At 60.2% G+C, this 15,963-nt stretch carries 21 protein-coding genes; all 21 read right to left on the reverse strand.

Annotation, left to right across the window (positions count from 1 at the left end):
• Window positions 1–2: 2 nt before the first annotated feature.
• Window positions 3–1,169, reverse strand: coding sequence for a phage tail sheath family protein (locus BFC21_RS07905; protein WP_120265909.1), 1,167 nt, complete (start codon window positions 1,167–1,169; stop codon window positions 3–5).
• Window positions 1,170–1,271: 102 nt separating this feature from the next.
• Complete coding sequence (locus tag BFC21_RS07910) at window positions 1,272–1,736, reverse strand: hypothetical protein (protein ID WP_120265910.1); 465 nt, start codon at window positions 1,734–1,736, stop codon at window positions 1,272–1,274.
• A 12-nt stretch (window positions 1,737–1,748) separates the two neighbouring features.
• Window positions 1,749–2,507 carry a hypothetical protein gene (locus tag BFC21_RS07915; protein WP_120265911.1) on the reverse strand — a complete coding sequence of 253 codons (759 nt, stop codon included), beginning with the start codon at window positions 2,505–2,507 and terminating at the stop codon, window positions 1,749–1,751.
• Window positions 2,508–2,513: 6 nt separating this feature from the next.
• Window positions 2,514–3,200 (reverse strand): phage tail protein, encoded by a 687-nt coding sequence (locus tag BFC21_RS07920; protein WP_120265912.1) that lies wholly within the window; start codon window positions 3,198–3,200, stop codon window positions 2,514–2,516.
• A complete protein-coding gene (locus tag BFC21_RS07925) occupies window positions 3,197–3,925 on the reverse strand; it encodes a phage tail protein I (protein WP_120265913.1) in 729 nt (242 codons plus the stop codon). The genes BFC21_RS07920 and BFC21_RS07925 overlap by 4 nt, the downstream gene beginning before the upstream one ends.
• Window positions 3,922–4,908 carry a baseplate J/gp47 family protein gene (locus BFC21_RS07930; RefSeq protein ID WP_120265914.1) on the reverse strand — a complete coding sequence of 329 codons (987 nt, stop codon included), beginning with the start codon at window positions 4,906–4,908 and terminating at the stop codon, window positions 3,922–3,924. Before BFC21_RS07930 ends, BFC21_RS07925 begins: the two co-directional genes overlap by 4 nt.
• Entirely contained in the window at window positions 4,905–5,231 is a 327-nt protein-coding gene (locus tag BFC21_RS07935) for a GPW/gp25 family protein (RefSeq protein ID WP_120265915.1), read from the reverse strand. The genes BFC21_RS07930 and BFC21_RS07935 overlap by 4 nt, the downstream gene beginning before the upstream one ends.
• A 5-nt stretch (window positions 5,232–5,236) precedes the next feature.
• Complete coding sequence (locus BFC21_RS07940; RefSeq protein WP_120265916.1) at window positions 5,237–5,464, reverse strand: hypothetical protein; 228 nt, start codon at window positions 5,462–5,464, stop codon at window positions 5,237–5,239.
• 62 nt (window positions 5,465–5,526) lie between these two features.
• A complete protein-coding gene (locus tag BFC21_RS07945; RefSeq protein ID WP_120265917.1) occupies window positions 5,527–5,838 on the reverse strand; it encodes a hypothetical protein in 312 nt (103 codons plus the stop codon).
• 7 nt (window positions 5,839–5,845) lie between these two features.
• Window positions 5,846–6,379 carry a phage baseplate assembly protein V gene (locus BFC21_RS07950; RefSeq protein WP_120266698.1) on the reverse strand — a complete coding sequence of 178 codons (534 nt, stop codon included), beginning with the start codon at window positions 6,377–6,379 and terminating at the stop codon, window positions 5,846–5,848.
• Window positions 6,380–6,408: 29 nt separating this feature from the next.
• Window positions 6,409–6,918, reverse strand: a complete 510-nt coding sequence (locus BFC21_RS07955) for a hypothetical protein (protein ID WP_256557639.1) — start codon at window positions 6,916–6,918, stop codon at window positions 6,409–6,411.
• The gene (locus tag BFC21_RS07960) at window positions 6,893–7,276 is read right to left on the reverse strand and encodes a hypothetical protein (protein WP_120265918.1); all 384 of its coding nucleotides are present in this window, start codon (window positions 7,274–7,276) and stop codon (window positions 6,893–6,895) included. Before BFC21_RS07960 ends, BFC21_RS07955 begins: the two co-directional genes overlap by 26 nt.
• Window positions 7,276–7,590 (reverse strand): hypothetical protein, encoded by a 315-nt coding sequence (locus BFC21_RS07965; RefSeq protein WP_120265919.1) that lies wholly within the window; start codon window positions 7,588–7,590, stop codon window positions 7,276–7,278. The genes BFC21_RS07960 and BFC21_RS07965 overlap by 1 nt, the downstream gene beginning before the upstream one ends.
• Before the next feature lie 67 nt (window positions 7,591–7,657).
• Window positions 7,658–9,742, reverse strand: a complete 2,085-nt coding sequence (locus tag BFC21_RS07970) for a ClpP-like prohead protease/major capsid protein fusion protein (protein WP_120265920.1) — start codon at window positions 9,740–9,742, stop codon at window positions 7,658–7,660.
• Window positions 9,681–11,216: a phage portal protein gene (locus BFC21_RS07975; RefSeq protein ID WP_120265921.1), complete on the reverse strand. Its 1,536-nt coding sequence runs from the start codon at window positions 11,214–11,216 to the stop codon at window positions 9,681–9,683. The genes BFC21_RS07970 and BFC21_RS07975 overlap by 62 nt, the downstream gene beginning before the upstream one ends.
• Window positions 11,213–11,422 carry a primosomal replication protein PriB/PriC domain protein gene (locus tag BFC21_RS07980; protein ID WP_120265922.1) on the reverse strand — a complete coding sequence of 70 codons (210 nt, stop codon included), beginning with the start codon at window positions 11,420–11,422 and terminating at the stop codon, window positions 11,213–11,215. Before BFC21_RS07980 ends, BFC21_RS07975 begins: the two co-directional genes overlap by 4 nt.
• Window positions 11,410–13,443 carry a phage terminase large subunit family protein gene (locus tag BFC21_RS07985; RefSeq protein WP_256557640.1) on the reverse strand — a complete coding sequence of 678 codons (2,034 nt, stop codon included), beginning with the start codon at window positions 13,441–13,443 and terminating at the stop codon, window positions 11,410–11,412. Before BFC21_RS07985 ends, BFC21_RS07980 begins: the two co-directional genes overlap by 13 nt.
• Window positions 13,406–13,951, reverse strand: coding sequence for a terminase small subunit (locus BFC21_RS07990; protein ID WP_120265924.1), 546 nt, complete (start codon window positions 13,949–13,951; stop codon window positions 13,406–13,408). The genes BFC21_RS07985 and BFC21_RS07990 overlap by 38 nt, the downstream gene beginning before the upstream one ends.
• Before the next feature lie 346 nt (window positions 13,952–14,297).
• A complete protein-coding gene (locus BFC21_RS07995) occupies window positions 14,298–15,041 on the reverse strand; it encodes a hypothetical protein (RefSeq protein WP_120265925.1) in 744 nt (247 codons plus the stop codon).
• 25 nt (window positions 15,042–15,066) lie between these two features.
• Entirely contained in the window at window positions 15,067–15,411 is a 345-nt protein-coding gene (locus tag BFC21_RS08000; protein WP_120265926.1) for a phage holin family protein, read from the reverse strand.
• A 203-nt stretch (window positions 15,412–15,614) separates the two neighbouring features.
• Window positions 15,615–15,956 carry an antiterminator Q family protein gene (locus BFC21_RS08005; protein WP_120266700.1) on the reverse strand — a complete coding sequence of 114 codons (342 nt, stop codon included), beginning with the start codon at window positions 15,954–15,956 and terminating at the stop codon, window positions 15,615–15,617.
• Window positions 15,957–15,963 lie beyond the last annotated feature (7 nt).

Genomic DNA, 15,963 nt, shown 5'->3' on the forward strand with positions numbered 1-15,963 from the left:
CCTTAGGCTGCTTCAAGAACTTCGGTCGCCCATTGGTCGGTGACTTCGAAAAGGAAATTCGGGTTTTCTGCCGGCGGCACGTCGGTGAAACGAATGCGCCAATAGAATTTGCCCTGCATGATTTGGCTGGCCGTGTTCAGCTCGGTGTCTGCGTAGACTTCAAAGTTGATCAGCGCGCCCCGGGTCTTCTCGTCGCGCATGAACGCCTGAAGCCCTTCAGTCACGTCCTTGACATAGGTCTTGGTGATCGAGCGGTCTACCGCCCACTTGTGGCCCGCCTGGACGGCATCCATCAGGATGTCGCAGGTGCGCACACGGGTGACAAACGACCATTTCGGGTCACTGGACAGCGTGCGGTTGCCCCACAAGCGGTAACCACCGTCACGGATGATCGTCGCGATGTTCGCGTTATTCAGCAGGTTGGCCCGGCAGGTCGCATCACCGTCCAGATACTCGATCGGGCGCGTCGTGCCGGTGATGCCGACAAACTCTTTGTTCGACGGCGATGCCCAGTAGCCATACTCGGCATCCGTCCAGGCAAAGAGGCCAGCGACCCACGCAGAACCCGGCGCATCGATCGTTGCGCTGGTGATCGTGTCCCAGTACTGCACACCGGGATCGACCAGATAAACCCGTTTGCTGCCGAAGTTCTCGGCGTAGGCCATTACGGCCTCATCGGTGGTGTTCGGGCCGTCCACGATGGCGATCGCGCGCAGCTTGCCGGCCAAGCCATCCATGGCGGTGGCCACGGCCTGGGTCGAAGAGTGCCCCGGGGCAATCAACAGTTTCGGCTGAGCGTTGTGCATGCTCTTGCCATCCAGCAGCGCTTGAAGGCCGGTACGCTGGCCGGAGGCGAGAACGCCACCAATGATGGCGGACGTTTGCAGCGCGGCGTCTTCAAGCTTGGGAACGCCGATGGCGACGATCACCGCTTTAGTTCGCGCATAGATCGCCTTGGCGGCCTTGGTGATGGCTGAATCAGGACCGAACGCGGCAATGGCTTCGCGCTCGGTGGTGATCAGCTTCAGCTCGCCAGCCAGCGCCGTGCCGCCGCCGAGAACGCCCGGGGTGAAGGTGTCGCACAGGCCGATGATCGACGACGACGGCAGGGAAATGGTCCGCGCGCCGGTGTCGATCAGTGAGGTCGTGACGCCGTGAAAAAAACTCATAAGGCCAATCTCCAAAAAGCAAACAACCGCGTCCGGCGCGGTTGTCTGCACAAACAAAAACGCCCCGACAATGCGGGGCGCTCAAGGCGGTTGAATCAGGGGTTAGGCAGCGTTGCCGACTCCGGCGATGCTGTCGCGAATTTCCGCGATTGCGGTGTCAGTCAGCGCCTCGGCGGCGTCGTGACTGGTGGCCTTGAGCACCCTTTGCTTGCCCTTGAGGCGGGCCGCGCGGATCGCATACAGCGCCGCTTGCCAGGCATCGGCCTCGGTGATGATGCTATCGGCCGCCGCTTGCGGCTCCAGCTCGGCCGCATCGGCCCAGGACTGCACCGACGGCGGCATGTCGCCAACGTAACCTCCAGCGGCAAAAGCCCTGGCCTCGGCGGCCGCTCGCTGGTACTCCAGGGCGCGCAACGAGTCGCCCAGCACCGCACGGCGTGCCGCGTCTGCCGCATCGTCAATCTGCCGCGACGCCACCAACAGCGCCGCCGCCAAGGGCAGGGCTGAAAACTCATAACCGATGTAACTGGTGCCGCTGAGGTCAATGTTCAAATTCAGGGTTTTCATGCAGGCAGTTCCTTAAATTGCGCTGAGGTTAGTCAGCACGTTGTTTAGCGTTTTCGGGTCGGTGCCCGCCACGTTACCGACGTTTGAGAGGTAGTGCCCTAGCATGGCGCTCGGAATGGTCCCGCCCGACACTGTCAAAATGGCCGAAGACGCAGCGAGCCCCATCAGCGCACCATAAAAATCTGATGGCATCGTGATAATCGGCGCCTGCAAGACAAGTCCGACGTATGGCGGCATGTTGGAAGCTGAGTTAGTGCGCAGAAACGAGTTAGAGCGCGTGACGTTGGGGGCTGGTACTTGACCGGACGGGGACGGCAAAACAATACCGCAGCCACGAATTTCTACTGTGTAACCCACCGACGACGCAGAAAAACCGCCCAAGGTTGTAGCCGTAACCCCGTTGCCGTCCGTGGTTTGAAAATACTTCGGGTACAGCGTGCGAGCACCCTGGTAGGCGTTAATGATCAAATAACCCACTGTCAGGGCCGCTGCGTCCGCGAAAGTGTAGTCGGACATCAAGTTGACATAACAAATGCCATTGGACGGCGTACTGGCCATCGCCTTGCCAATGGTTTTGAATGGCGCGGCAGCGCTACCATCGTTGGCATCCAGCCCCGCGGTCTGATCAACAAACCACGTTTTATTCATAGTAGGCACCGCCGCAATGGCAGCCGCCACAGCATTATCAATACCGGATTTTTTGCCGTTGAAGGCCGAGACCAGGGCATTAGACGCGGACACCAGGTCAGCAATTTGCGATTCGAGACTCATATCGGCTCAGACTCCGAGGGTGGTTTTAGAAAAAAGTGTTTGCAGACCAATCAACGCGGTCGCGTTGGCGGCAATGGCGGTTAACACGCCTTCATGGTCGGATTCCTGCCGCTGTTCGGCGGCCTTCATCCGGTCCATCAGGTTGGCAATTTGCTGGCCTTCGATCTGGTGCAGCTTGGCCTGCTCTTCCAGCGCGTCTTGGAACTTGACGCCGCGAAGCTGGGCAGCGATTTGCGCCCCCGCCAGCGCGGCCAGCTCGGCCGACAGCGTCAGGTTCAAGCCCGCGCCGGTCGAGGTGATGGTGACGCTATTCGCCGGCAACGCCGTCAGCGACAGGTCATAAGCCAGCAGCAACTCGGCGTTGGCCGATTTGTAGGTCAGGGCCTCGGTAGGGTGCGACCAGACCGCTAACAGCGTGCCGTCCGACAGCAGAAAGCCCACCTCGCGCGCCCAATAGGCCTTGGCGTCGTCGGCCACCGCCGTGACGTGAATCAGGGTGTCACTCAGGCGCTGACCATCGGAAATGGCGTATTTCGCCACCTGGGTGCGCAAAGCAGTCTGCGTATTGGCTGGGGTATAGCCGCTGGTGCCCACCACGATGTGGGTGATTTCGGCCGCCACACCGGTGTTGTCGGCACGCCATATGGCGGCCAAGCCGGCTTTGGTGATCAGGGGTTGTAACGGGGTGCTCATACGATGACGGCCTCCATAGTGGCGCGAACAACAATACGGGTGCGGTGCGCGTTAGCGACCGCAAAGCCCTGCTCTGCATGGATGGGAACGCCTAACAGATCGGCGCTTTGATGAATCACACAGCGAACGGAGGACGCGTTGGCCAACCCCAGGGTTGACTCGGCGGTATCCATCGGCACGCCTTGAGCTTCCAGCGTCCGGCGGTCCAGTTGCCGTGTCTGGCTGGCATTGGCCAACCGCAAGCCACCGTCAAACCGCGCCCCGACCTTGAGCGTGTAGTGGCTGCGTTCGTTCTTCGTGGCATCGACCAGGCCGCGCAAACGTTCGAACAGTTGCGGGGACAGAATCGACCCCTCCCCGCCTCGGTTGTCGTTGGCCCACGCGATCAACTGAAAGGTGTACGGCACCGCACCCGGGATTTGCGTCCACTCCTTGAACTCAGCTCTCACCCCGACTGCCTTCAGCACGCGGCGCACCGCACCGACCGTGCCCTTGCGCTTGTGAACCGGAATCGACTCGTGAATCAGGGCGCGCTGTTGCTCTTCGGTTTCGGCGGCGTCCCAGCCTTCGACCGACATCGCCCAGGCCAACCAGGGCAAGAAGTCCACCGGACACCGCGCCGAGTCGGCTAGGCCCCGGATGATTTCCGGGTCGATCCCCAAGTCACAAGCCGTGGCCAGTGCCCGCTCCAGCGGCGTGCTGTTCAGCGGCAACAGCCGGCTCATGGAACCACCACGCCGGTGACGTTGATCGCGGTGCAGTTCGGGTAATGCCGCTTATCACAAATCACATCCGCCGTGGGCTGCGTCAGCACCACCCGGCGCACGCCGGAGACGTGCAAGGCGGCGTAGATCGCGGACAGCGACATTTCCCCCTCCAACTGCCTGGCCGCCGCCACTGCCGCCGCCAAGCCCGCATTGGCTGCCGCCAGCACCGGCACCGAGGACGGGCCGTCCAGCAGCTCCAGAACGGCGATGATGCTGAAGTTGGTCGGCTGCCCAAGCTGACTGCGCGGCCGATCCGTGATCGGGCGCACATCCTCGGCCGATAGCGCCGCTTGCACCGTGGCCACCAGGGCCGCCGGCGCGACGGTGCTTTCCGGGGTCGGCAGCACCGCCAACGACACGTCACCCGGCAGCGGATTGGTCAGGCCGGCCGCGTAATCGCACACCAGCACGATCGCCCCGAGGGGCAACTGATCGCGCAGCGCCTGGCTAATCTCTGCCGCCTTGAACGTCGGGGAGTCCACCGAGATGTTGGCCACGTTGGCCGACGCGCTCAGGCCGTGAAACTCATACGCCCCACGACTACCCGCCACCGACAGGCCTTCCAGCGAAAGCTGCGTGCGGTACAACAGCGCGTCGTCCTTTTCCATCACCTTCGGGATCGGCGGAATCGCGTCAGGGTCCGCTTCGGTGATCGTTAATCGCTCGACACCGTAATCAGCAGCGCGGTTGTCCAGATCCGTGCCCCGGGCATAGGCCAATAAACTGGACTTTGCCGCGTCGTTGATGCGCGCCCGACTCATCAGTTTCTGATAGGCCGCGACTTCCAGCAGCTTTACGACCGGGTCGGACTCCAGCAGGGCCGTCCAGTTATCGCCCATCTGCAACCGAAAGTCGGCCAGCACCTCCTGATAGATATCTTCAAAATCCAGAGTTTCCAGCACATCCGGCGCCGGCAGCGCCGACAGGTTGACGACACTCATGCACTCACCTCCAGCAACACACCTTCGCCGAGGTATTCGCCGCTAATTTGCAGATTGATCGAGCCATTCAGAACGGACAGCACGCGCACGCGCTCCAGGCGCAAGCGCGGCTCCCAGCGACCCAACGCCCTGGCCACCTCGGCCTGTACTGCGCTTTTCCACCCTTCGTTAACCGGCAGGTCAACAAAGCGCCGGATCGTGCTGCCGTACTCCGGCCGATAGCGGCGACTCCCCAGGGGCGTGCCCAAGATGTCCGCCATGGACTGGCGCAGATGCTCGATGCCGGAAATGGGTTGGCCGGTGTGGCGGTCCATTCCGATCATCTAAATCACTCCTTCGCGGGCTCAAATTCGGCGTTGGCTTTCAGGCACTGGACAGCGTCGGCATCGGACGCCAGAACCTCTACAAAACCCCGGTTCACCGACAGGGTGCAACCGGTTTCAGGGATGATCAGGGTGCGCGACGTATAGACCTTGTCGCGAAACTTCAGCCGCTCCAGAGCCAGCTCAGGGGCTGCCTGTTCCTCACCGACAAGCGTTGTGGTGGTCTTGGCCATGTTTCTTTTCTCCAGGCATACAAAAGCCCGCACTCGGCGGGCTTGTGGGGTAATGGTTGGGGTCAGTCTTTCAGCGGGCCTGACTTGATGCCCTTGGCAATCTCGTGGCCGAGGCGCTCGGACTCCACAGCGCCCGACACGTACACATTCACATGCGTAACCGACTGAGCGCGGCGCCGTTCATAGCGGCCGTGACTCAACGCTCGCACCAGGGCCGTCGCAAGCACCTTGGGCGGCGTTGGGCCGGCCAAGATGTTTTCCCACGCCTTTTGCATACGTGCGGCATCGTAGGTCTGCGCAATCTGACTTTCGAGCAACTGAAAAATACCATCTACCGACAGGCCGCCTTCCGGCACTTCCTTCCCTTCAGTCATATACACCTCAGTGCGTGTGGTGGTTGCTGTTACCAGCGGCGTCGATGATCTTGCCAGCGCCGTTAATGTCTTTGGTCACGTTTAACGGACCGTCAATGTTCACCACGCCTTTCAAGTTGATTGCAGCGGCCACCCCTGCGATCGCGTTATCCGTAACGGACAACGTCGAACCGCCAACCTTTACCAGCACTTCGCCAGTCGGCAAGGTGATGGTGTATTTATTGGCCGCCCAGTCGTAGACCAGCGAGCCGCCATCGTCAAACCGCCAGACTTCCACATGGTCGCGGTTATCCGGCGGTGCACCCGCGTTGCCATACAGGCCCGGGATAAACGTGCCTTGTGACACGTCTCCGCTGGCACTGATCAACGCTCCCTGCTCGCCCATAGACGGCGCCCGCCAGTGCCGGGCCTTGCCGGCGGCGATGCTGTGCCAGCGCACCCAGGCGCTGGTCCACTCGCCATCCGAAACACGGCACGCCGGCGGGGAGGCCGTCAGATCCAGAGCGACCACATAACAGTCCTTGACCACCCCTGCCAGCATGCGGTCGTGCTGGGCACTTGCGTAGCTGCTCACATGTCCTCCGACGGGACAAAGTCCTCTTTGAGGTCGTCGTTAAAACCAAGCACCAGTGAGCCCGGCGGCTCATCCGGCCAAGGCCATTCGGATTCACCCAGCTCAAAGTGCTGAATCCACTGGACCGACCACATGACGAACTGTTCCAGTTCCTTGGTCGGGGCTTCCGGCTGCGCGTGAATCTCCAAAGGCGGGCCCAGAATAAAATCCAAACCCCACCACTGCTCCTTCAGCGCCACCGTCATTTGCGCCGCCAGAATGGCCGCCTGCAATGACGCCTTGGGGCGATCGGCATCGATCAGAATGCACGACTGAAACCGCCCAATTAGCCCGGTTTTGCCCTCACCCCGATCCTCGCCCAACGTCATATCGGTCAGGCCGTACAACAGCGCCGGCGTCCTGACTTTGGAATCCAGCTCAGGAAACGCCTCGACGTGCAGCACCTTGGGCAGCGCCGCCGTGAGCGTGCTGCTGATCGCGTCATGTAATGTCGTCAGTTCGCTCATCGTTCGCACTCAGTACCAAGTCAACCATGCCGGCACCATCAGGCCTCAACCGGCTGACTTTATAGAGACCACCGCCCAACTCGGCCGGCAGTTCAACGGTCAGAAAATCGCCCTTTTTGACACCGATCACGTCGACCACCCGCACGGTCAAGGTCGGCTCCAACACCTCATCGGTATTGATCACCGACCCCAAGCGCTTACCCGCACTTTCGCCGCCACCGATTTCGGCGCCGACAAAGGGCGAGGCAAAGGCGCCCATGACGGGCCGACCATCGGCGAGGGTCGCCGAATCACCCAGGCGGCTCACCAGCAAGGCGTCCATGCGACCGGCCATAGCCCGAAAACGAGCGCCCGGCATTACTGAACGATCAACACTTCGGCGTAACCACCGACCGAATCGGTCAACAGCTTGCCGTAGGGGGCCGAATCAGCAGTGCCGGCCAGCACCAGGGCGCCCGCCTTGACGCTGGCTTTCATGCCGGCCTTCAGCGCGGCGTCCGCCGGAACGCTCCAGTTGCCACCGGTGCGGTACACGATCAGCGTGCCTTTTGATCCGCTCTGCAAGGGCATGACGGCCAGATCGTTGATCACCTGAGGGCTGCCGGCGACAGAGCCGCCAGTGGGGGCCGGCAAGGTAGTGGTTTCACCAGTGCTTACGTAGTTCGTGGCCATAGCCATTTTTCTCCTGTCCAGAAACAACAAACCCCGCACTTGGCGGGGTCATGGGGTGGGCGGCGTATTACGCGCCAACGGACTTGTTCAGGCCGCGAGTGTCGAGCGCGGACACGCCCGCATCGATCCGAACCTTAGTGGCGATACCATCGCTGGTGAAGCCTTCCATCTGATCGATGTACGGCACGTCAACGCCATCCAGATAGGCCACTTCGATGGTGTCGCTACCTTGCTTCGCGGCCAGATACCAGGCCGACGACGAATTGTCGTCCAAACGCGGCTCGCCGATCACCTGGGCAAAGTTCTGGATCGGGTTGACCACGCCGGCGTTGACCTGAGCGGTCGGCACCGACGTCGAGCGGATCAACTGGTTGGCCTGATCTTCCAACGCGACCGGACACAACAGGTACGCGGGACGCACATTCAACGTGCGGGTCTTTTCGCCTTCTTTGGCAGGCTTACCCTTCTGCAACGCCATGGCGGTTTTCGCCGCGCTCATCGCCGCGATCGACAGTTTCGAATCGGCACCGGTGAACAGGTTTTTGCGCGCGGCGTCGAACAGCGGTTTGCCGTCCTTCATCTTGCCGTTGTTGATCAGGGTGTCATACACCAGATCACCGATGGTTGCGCGCGCAGCGGCGCCCATCAGGCGCGGAATCGCGCTCAGCGCGTCGAGGTCGTCGTTGATGATCGCCTGACGGTTGATGCTGAAGATTTCGCCGTAGGTGGCCAGACGGATCGTCTCACCGGTGTCACCCAGGGTGATGTACTTGTATTCAGCACCCGGGCGAACTTCACGCAGGGTCGACATCGAACCCAGGCCGACGCGGTTGGCCACCTTGAAGTCGCTCAAACGGCCTTGACGAGTCCACAGATGATAGGTTTCCTCGGCATCCTCCCAGCCAGCCAACAGCGAACGGTGCGAGGCATCGAGCAGGATGTTGCCGAAGTCGCTGGTGTCGTGGGTAAACGCCAGACCGACCATGTCCATTGGGCGCAGGGTCGCCACACCAATGCCGCGATCAGCCAGGGAAGCCCGGGCCAGTTCACGCAGGGTCATGTGGTTGTAGGCGTTGTCCGCTTGGTTTTCTTCCATGCCGAGGCGGCCAAACAGCGAAGCCCGAACCGAGTCGCCGACCAGATTGCCGTTGTTGATATGGCCCTGATGTCGCGGACTCGCGACTGGGGTGGTCTGTGCGCCCATCGCCGCCAGCAGTTGCTCGCGTGCCTGGGCAACGGTGCAATTGACATCATCCTGGCAGGTGCGCAGCAACGACGCATGGGCCTCACCAAAGGTGCCGAAGGCCGCTTGAATGCCACCGCGACGAGTGACGTCGTCCGCCAGCACCTGAGCGCGAATCTGGTCAGCCGTCAGATTGGACGGGGCCGGAGCGGATGCCGGGGCTGGAGCTGGAGCGGGGGCTGGAGCTGGAGCAGGGGCTGGAGCAGGGGCTGGCAGATTGACCGAGCCGCGCGGGGTCAACAGTTGTTTAAAAGCTTCTGGCATGTTGGTGAACTCCTGCATGCGTTGCGATTTGATGTGAGCGAAGGCCTTGAGCGGCTCAAGGATTTTGTCGGCGAAGCCGGCCTCTACCGCCTCGCTGCCGAACATCCACGTTTCTGCGTCAAGCAAGGCGTGGATTTCCTCGGCGGTCTTGCCGGTCTTGGCGACATACGCCTGGACCAGCGAACCCTCTACCTGATCGAGTAATTCGGCGTAACGCCGCATATCCTCGGCGTCACCACCCTGAATCCCCCAGGGCTTGTGGATCATGATCGCGGCGTTTTCCGGGATGCTGACCGTGTTAGCAGCCATCAGGATCACGCTGCCCATGGACGCCGCGAGCGCCCCCACCGTCCCGTCAATGTTGGCCGGGTGATGCTTGAGCATGTTGTAAATGGCGATCCCCTCGAACACTTCACCGCCCGGGGAATTGATGTACAAATTTATTTGTGACACGTCACCGAGGGCCTTGAGGTCTTTGGCGAATTGCTTGGCCGTGATGCCCCACGCGCCGATTTCACCCTCAATGCGCAGCTCGCCGATGCTCGCCGACAGCGCGCGCATCGTGTACCAGCTTTCGCCGCCCTCAGTCGCCGCTGTGATCGCGCCCCGTGGCCGCATCAGCGATTCGTTGTTTTTCGTCATCATTGGGCTGATTCTTCCCGTAGATTTGGTGGTAGTAGTCCGAGCTGAATACCAGCCCGGCCTCGCGGTTCGCTTCGACTTCCGCCGTGCGCGATGCCTTGAGTTCTGTAGGGTTGCGCTGCCGCGAGCGGACCACCTCGGCCTCATCGGCAAAGCCGGCCTCAACCAGAAGCTTCCACGCCGTCGCCTCATGCACCGGGTTGATCCAGGGCATCACCGGACCTTGATAGAACGCGCCGTAGATCGTTCGCGGATCGACGTCAGGGGGCACGACCAATTGGCCGCTGACGATCGCCATACGCAGCCATTCGCGATAAACGGGACGGCACCAGTAGTCGATAAATTCGTGCTGAAGCAGGTCATAACCCAGCTGCCCCTCGACCAGCTCCTGACGCTGGGCCGAATAGGTGCCGTCGTAACTGCGTGCCACACTGGAATAGGTGCTGCGCGTACCGGCCGCCACCGCCTTGAGCTGGCCATTGCGGAACCCCTCAAGAAACGGGTTCGGCCGGTTGCTTTCAATCATCCCGATGTCTTCACCGGGTAGCAGCGTGTCGATCACGATGCCCGGCGCGATCGGGAACGTTCGTTCGGCCCGAGTCTCACCAGCGGGCGGCGGCACAAAGTCCTCACCGATGCCCTTCTTGATGTACATGGCCAACGCCGCACTGATGCGCGCCGCGACCCGCTCGCTTTCCTCGTAATCCTTGATGTCCGCCAAGCGGATCAGCACCGCATGCAACAACGGCTGGCCACGGTTCTGCCCAATGCGTTTACGGTGCGCGATGTGAATCATCTGCTCGACAGGGACACGCTTTGTTTTCTGCGCCAAGTTGCCGCCTACGTCGCCCGGGTGAGTCTTCAGCAGGTGATATGCCCGAACCCGGCGCCAAGAGTTGCGTTCGACGCCTTGGACGATGCCCTTTGAAAAGTCCGTGTATTCAATCGGGAGGTAGTCCGGCTCCAGCAACTCCAGGGCAAACGGCACGCCGTGCAGATGGTCATAGCCGGGCACCTTGCCCATCAGCTTCTGCGCCAAGGCCTCGCCATCGCGTAGCCAAGTGCGACACACCAGGCGCTCCATTTGCGGCCGGCTCAGCTCCCCGGACGACTCAGGCTTAAGCGACCACTCACTCCATAGCGCCTTGAGCGCGGCCGCGAAAACGACGTGAATACTGCCGTCATAGCCCAACGGAATGGGCTCCACCGCAATACCTGGACCGCCCACCACTCGTTCCTCCAATCGGTCAAACAGGCCGGTGACAATGTCGTGATCTTCATCCAGCTTGCGGCACTGCTCACGCAGTGATTTGAGCGTGCGATTCAGCGACGCATCAGCGCTTTTGGTTTGCTTCTTGGCCTTGTGCGTGCGGGTCACCGTAGCGGCCTCAAAGGCCATAACAACGTTCCGCGCCCGACAACGCTCGGCGACTAAGCCCGGGAACAGCGGCAACAGGGCTTTATCCAGCAGGTTCAATCGAACGTCGCCATGGAATGCCCCGGACGCCCCCTGCGCTGCTCTTGAGCCAAACGCCGCTCCCACTTCTCACGATTGGCGGTGATATCCCGCAATTCGACCATCACCGTTTTGCGGTCCTTGAATCCCATTTCCTTGGCAAGCAAAACGGCTTTCTCGGCCTCAATGTAGAGGTCGACCATTTCCTGGGCGCTTACACCAGCCATGCGCTCGCTCCTGTTTCATCTGGTTGGGGTTGGATCGGCACCAGGGCCGGTTCAGGCTCAGGCTCGACAGCCCGGGCTTGTGGTTCGTTGTGATCGTCCGGCTCATCCGAGTCGTCCGGGTCGTCTGGAACCTCCCAAACGCCGGTGGCCGCGTTCTGTCTGGCCAGATACTCAAGATCAAAGCCGAATTTTTCCTGACAGATGCGCAGCGCCGCCAAGGCGTACACAAAGCAGTCGAGCGCCTCGTTGCGCTTCTTGCTGGCATCCCAGCGAAGCACGCGGCGCCCTCTGGCCATGATCCATTTCTTGGTTTCACTGGTGATCTGCTTCAGCTCGTCGCCGTCGCAGATCAGGTCGTCGGCAGGAAAATGCACCAGACCCGGCACCGGACGATTGCCGTCCGGCTGTAGCTTGAGACGGTTGTAGATCACCTCTTTGGCGTTGTCGGTACCGACCTCGGTTAAGTAGGTCTTGGACTTCTTTTCCTTGCGTCGTGGGAAGCTCGCAATCGGCTTGCCGTAGGTGCTGGCCCCGAAAATCGGGATCACCCAATGCACGCCATGCTTGCGGCTTTCGGCTCGGACATCGTCCGAGTGGTGACCGCCGGAGTCCCAGCACCAGCGCTCGACCCGCATCACCGCACCGTCAGCGCGGGTATACATCCGGTGCAGTTCACGCCCCACTTTGCGTTTTAGAACCGCACTCGACGGATCACCGGTAAGAATTTTGCGGTCAATCAACCACGCTTCTTCTCCAGCGCCCCAGCCCCACACCCGCAACTCATAACGGTCATCTTGGGTATCCACCCCACCGGTCAGCACCACAACACCCGCCGGCACCTGCGCGGGGTAGACCTCACGTCGGGCGTGCAGCAATTCCCAATCGACCTTCTCGGTCTGGTCTTCTTCCCACGTCTCGCCCAACGTGGTGTTGGTAAACGTCTTGAGCTTGCCCCGATCCTTGCCGGCCTTGACGCGCTCGTCGGCGATCTTCACCCAGGTGGTGAAAGTCGAATACACCGTCCAGATATGGAACGTGAGCCGGCGCGGCGTGCGCATCGGCGCATCGTCCGCCTCGAACCACTCGATGCTGTCACGCGTCCAGATGCCGGTTTTCTCGCAGATGTACCGGCCGACTCGGGACGCCTCGATCATCTCGTGATGTTCGAACGTGCAGCCGTTCCCGGACTCGCACAGATACCAGGCCTTAATGACCTCGCCGCGCTCATCTTTCAACCACTTGATGCCAAGCGGCTCATCTGGCCCGCCCCACTTCAGCGTCTGCTCAGTGCGGCAATGCGGGCAGCGAATGTGAAAGCGCATCAGGTAGGCCGATTCCTCGGCCGCCCGGGTGATCTGGCAGGTTCCAGCCAGCTTGGGCGTGGAACCGCGAATCGACTTGGGGTAGGTCGCACCCTCAAGGCGTTTATCGCCCAGGAACGTCGGCGAACCCTCGCCGTCGATGTCCTCATCGAAGTTCGACAGCTCGTCGTAACCGACTTCATCCGGGCTTTTCTCCCGATAGTTACCGCCGGCAGTGCCGCCCAGCCACCACAGAACCTTGCGGTTTTCAAAGACCTTGGATTCTTGGGTGTTGTCGCCGTGTTTTTTTCCGCACCAGGGCGCCAGTGCTTTGATCACCGGCACGTCGCGAATCATCGGATCGACGTGCTTTTTCATGATGTCTTTAGCGTCGTCGTCGGTCGGACTCCACATGCAGACACTGCGTTTTTTGTGTTCGATCTTGTAGGCGATGTTCGCCACCAACATCTTGGTGTAGCCAACCCGCGCCGACTTCAGCAGGTTGAGTTCTTCGATCAGGTCGTTGCCCATGGCGTTGAGCAACGCCACCTGAAAGGCCTCAGTGGTCCATTTTCCTTCGCCGTAAGACGACTCCGACGACATGAAGAAATATTTATCTGCCCATTCGACCGCCGTTAGTGGCGCATCTTTTTTAAGGCTCTTTAGCCCGCGCCGGACGGCGTCAACCAGCGGCCTCATCCACGGAGGCGATGTACTCATCCAAAAGCTCCGGTATGCGGTCAGCCAACCCGACAGCAGCGTTACGCGTAACGGCTATCTCGGTTTCGACTGCATCAAGGTGACGCACGGCGATATCGGGGTGCTTACGCTTTACGCTCTTGGGGATGGTGTTGAGGGTTGAGGCCAGCTGCGCCGACAAGCTAGACAGTGCAAAGATCATGAAACCGACCGGCACCAGCTCCTTGTCGCCGACCTTGTTTTTGCGCGCCTGGGCATCGGCCTGCTCTCGGGTCAGCCGCAGGCGCTCGCAATCGATTTTGTAACCAATGAGCGGATCAACCTCTTCGGAGCCAGGTTGTTGCTTTCCGGTTTGGTGTTGAAGGCGGTTATCGACTACTGACCGGACGTCATAAAAGGACTCGCGGCCGATCTTGGCAACCGCCACGACCCCCCATTTATCGAAGGCCTGCGTCGTGATACCCAGGCTTTCAGCCATTTGCTTTTTATTAAGCCAGCCGGGCTCTCGGGCGATAGATGCAACGATCATAACTAATCAACACCCTTGGCTATTCGGTCGGTTGGTCTATCGCTGCTCGACTAAACCCTTAGTTGGCGTATCAGGTGCTATAGGCCCGTCGTATAAAAGTGCCTGTGAATCCCGTCAGCCGTGGCTTTCAGCCTTATAACTTTTTGTTTTGTGATGCCTAGACTAAACAACAACCAACCTCTGGAAATGGGTCATACATAGCGAAGAGGCGGGGCCCGAATTACCCCCTATGGGGGGTGGGGTCCGGGAGTACCTTTTTGATTTCAATCAGGCCAGACCTGTCAAGCGAAAAACGCATTAAATATGCGATTTTTCGACATTTTTCGATATTTCCCGGGCTTAACGGTCATGGCCGAGCGGTGGCCGTGGCTTGAGCAAACGCCGCCGCGAACTCGGCCGAGTAGTTGGCCTTGACGATGTTCTCGGCGATCTTGAAGAACGGGAAGATAGTGCGATAACTAGGCGCAGAACCACTGAAGACAAAAGCCGGGCGGATCGCATCACCCATCCCCATCGACTTGCGCTCCCACACCCCGCGCGAGCCGCCGACATCACCCGAGAAGAACCAGAGCGCATTGCCCTTGCGCTTGCTTCGAGCGCTACCACTAGCATTAGCTTGGTAGCCGGTGCGCGTCTCGGCGGCACCCAAGCCCGAAAGAATCTTGGTCATGGTGCCGCGTGACACGTTGCCGTATTGATTCATAAAGGGCGCGGTCGGTATGGCGTACTCACTGCCGCGCATGATGCCGCGTGCGATCAACGCCTTCTCAAACCGCTTATGCGGCCGCTGACCACCCCCTACCGCTTGCTGCAGGTAGGTGTCGGCCGGGATGCCCGATGTCCACGAATCCTTGAAATAGACCTTGGCGGGCTGGCCGTTTTTGACCGCGTACTTCACAAATAGGCTATTGAGCGTGGTCGGGGTCGGCCGATCTAAGCGCTGTTTCATCACCGCGATGGTGCCTTTCTTGACACGCTGAGCCAGTCGGGTCGCGGTCAGGGCCAGCACAAAGGGTAGATGCTTCTGTTGCAGATCAAGGAAGGCGGCCGATATCGGCGCTGCATCTAGCGATAAGTCGAGTTTGAACACTGCTCCCCTCCCCCTCTGCCAGTTATTACTGATCGCCCAAATTATTGGTTGTCGGTGGACTGCTAACACCAGCCTTCCTGGCCAAAAATTGGGTATAAAGTCCTCCCGCGACATCTGCCCCAATCACCGCGATCACGATGCCCAGTCCCGCGGCCAAGTACAGGTTGCTCCAGAGCGCCATTGCGAGCAGCAAAGTTGCCATTCCCAAAAGTCCGGACGCGAGAAACCGTAAAGCCACTCGCTGCAGGATCTGCCGCAACCCGAGGTCGCTACCTGATGCTCTCAGCATCTCTCCGGACAAACCGGCCATGCTCAGCAATACCAACAGCCACAACGGCACATCCACGAGAGCCTGTTGCTCCGAGTTCATTTGCAGTCCTCAAATAGGTTCGACCCCACGTCACTGTCATCCGCTTGAAGCAAAGAGCCAGGCATAGGGCCGAAAACGAAAAAGCCCCGCACGATGGCGAGGCTTATGGAATTACAGAAAGCAAAAAGCCCAACTCAGGGTCGGGCTTTGCTCGCGGAAAAACCGCAAAGTAACGACAAAACTACATGTTGAGACCGGGCCTGTCAAGCAGCCTCACGGCGAACATCTAAAGCCCCATCAATCCAAGCAACACCAGCCTTCCATAGCTGCCGGGTTTTCTCTTCGCCATATCCAAGCTTCTTGCCTACATCTGCCAGCGCCTTATCCCTTGAGGTGTAGTACTTCATGATCACGTCTCCGCACTCTTTATAACGTTGGATCAGGCGCCCCACTAACCGATCGATCATCAAAGCGTCGTCATCAGTGATCATTGGTGAGTGGAGATCGTTCTCCCTGGATGCGCAGCAGGAGACCCCAGAACCCAGCACAACCCAACGCCCCCAATGCTCCAGCAGATCCTCAACGGTTCGATCAGTGAATCTCATCGCCCTA

Origin of the sequence: Pseudomonas sp. TMW 2.1634 (genome assembly GCF_001703595.1) — a bacterium.
Taxonomy (GTDB): domain Bacteria; phylum Pseudomonadota; class Gammaproteobacteria; order Pseudomonadales; family Pseudomonadaceae; genus Aquipseudomonas; species Aquipseudomonas fragi.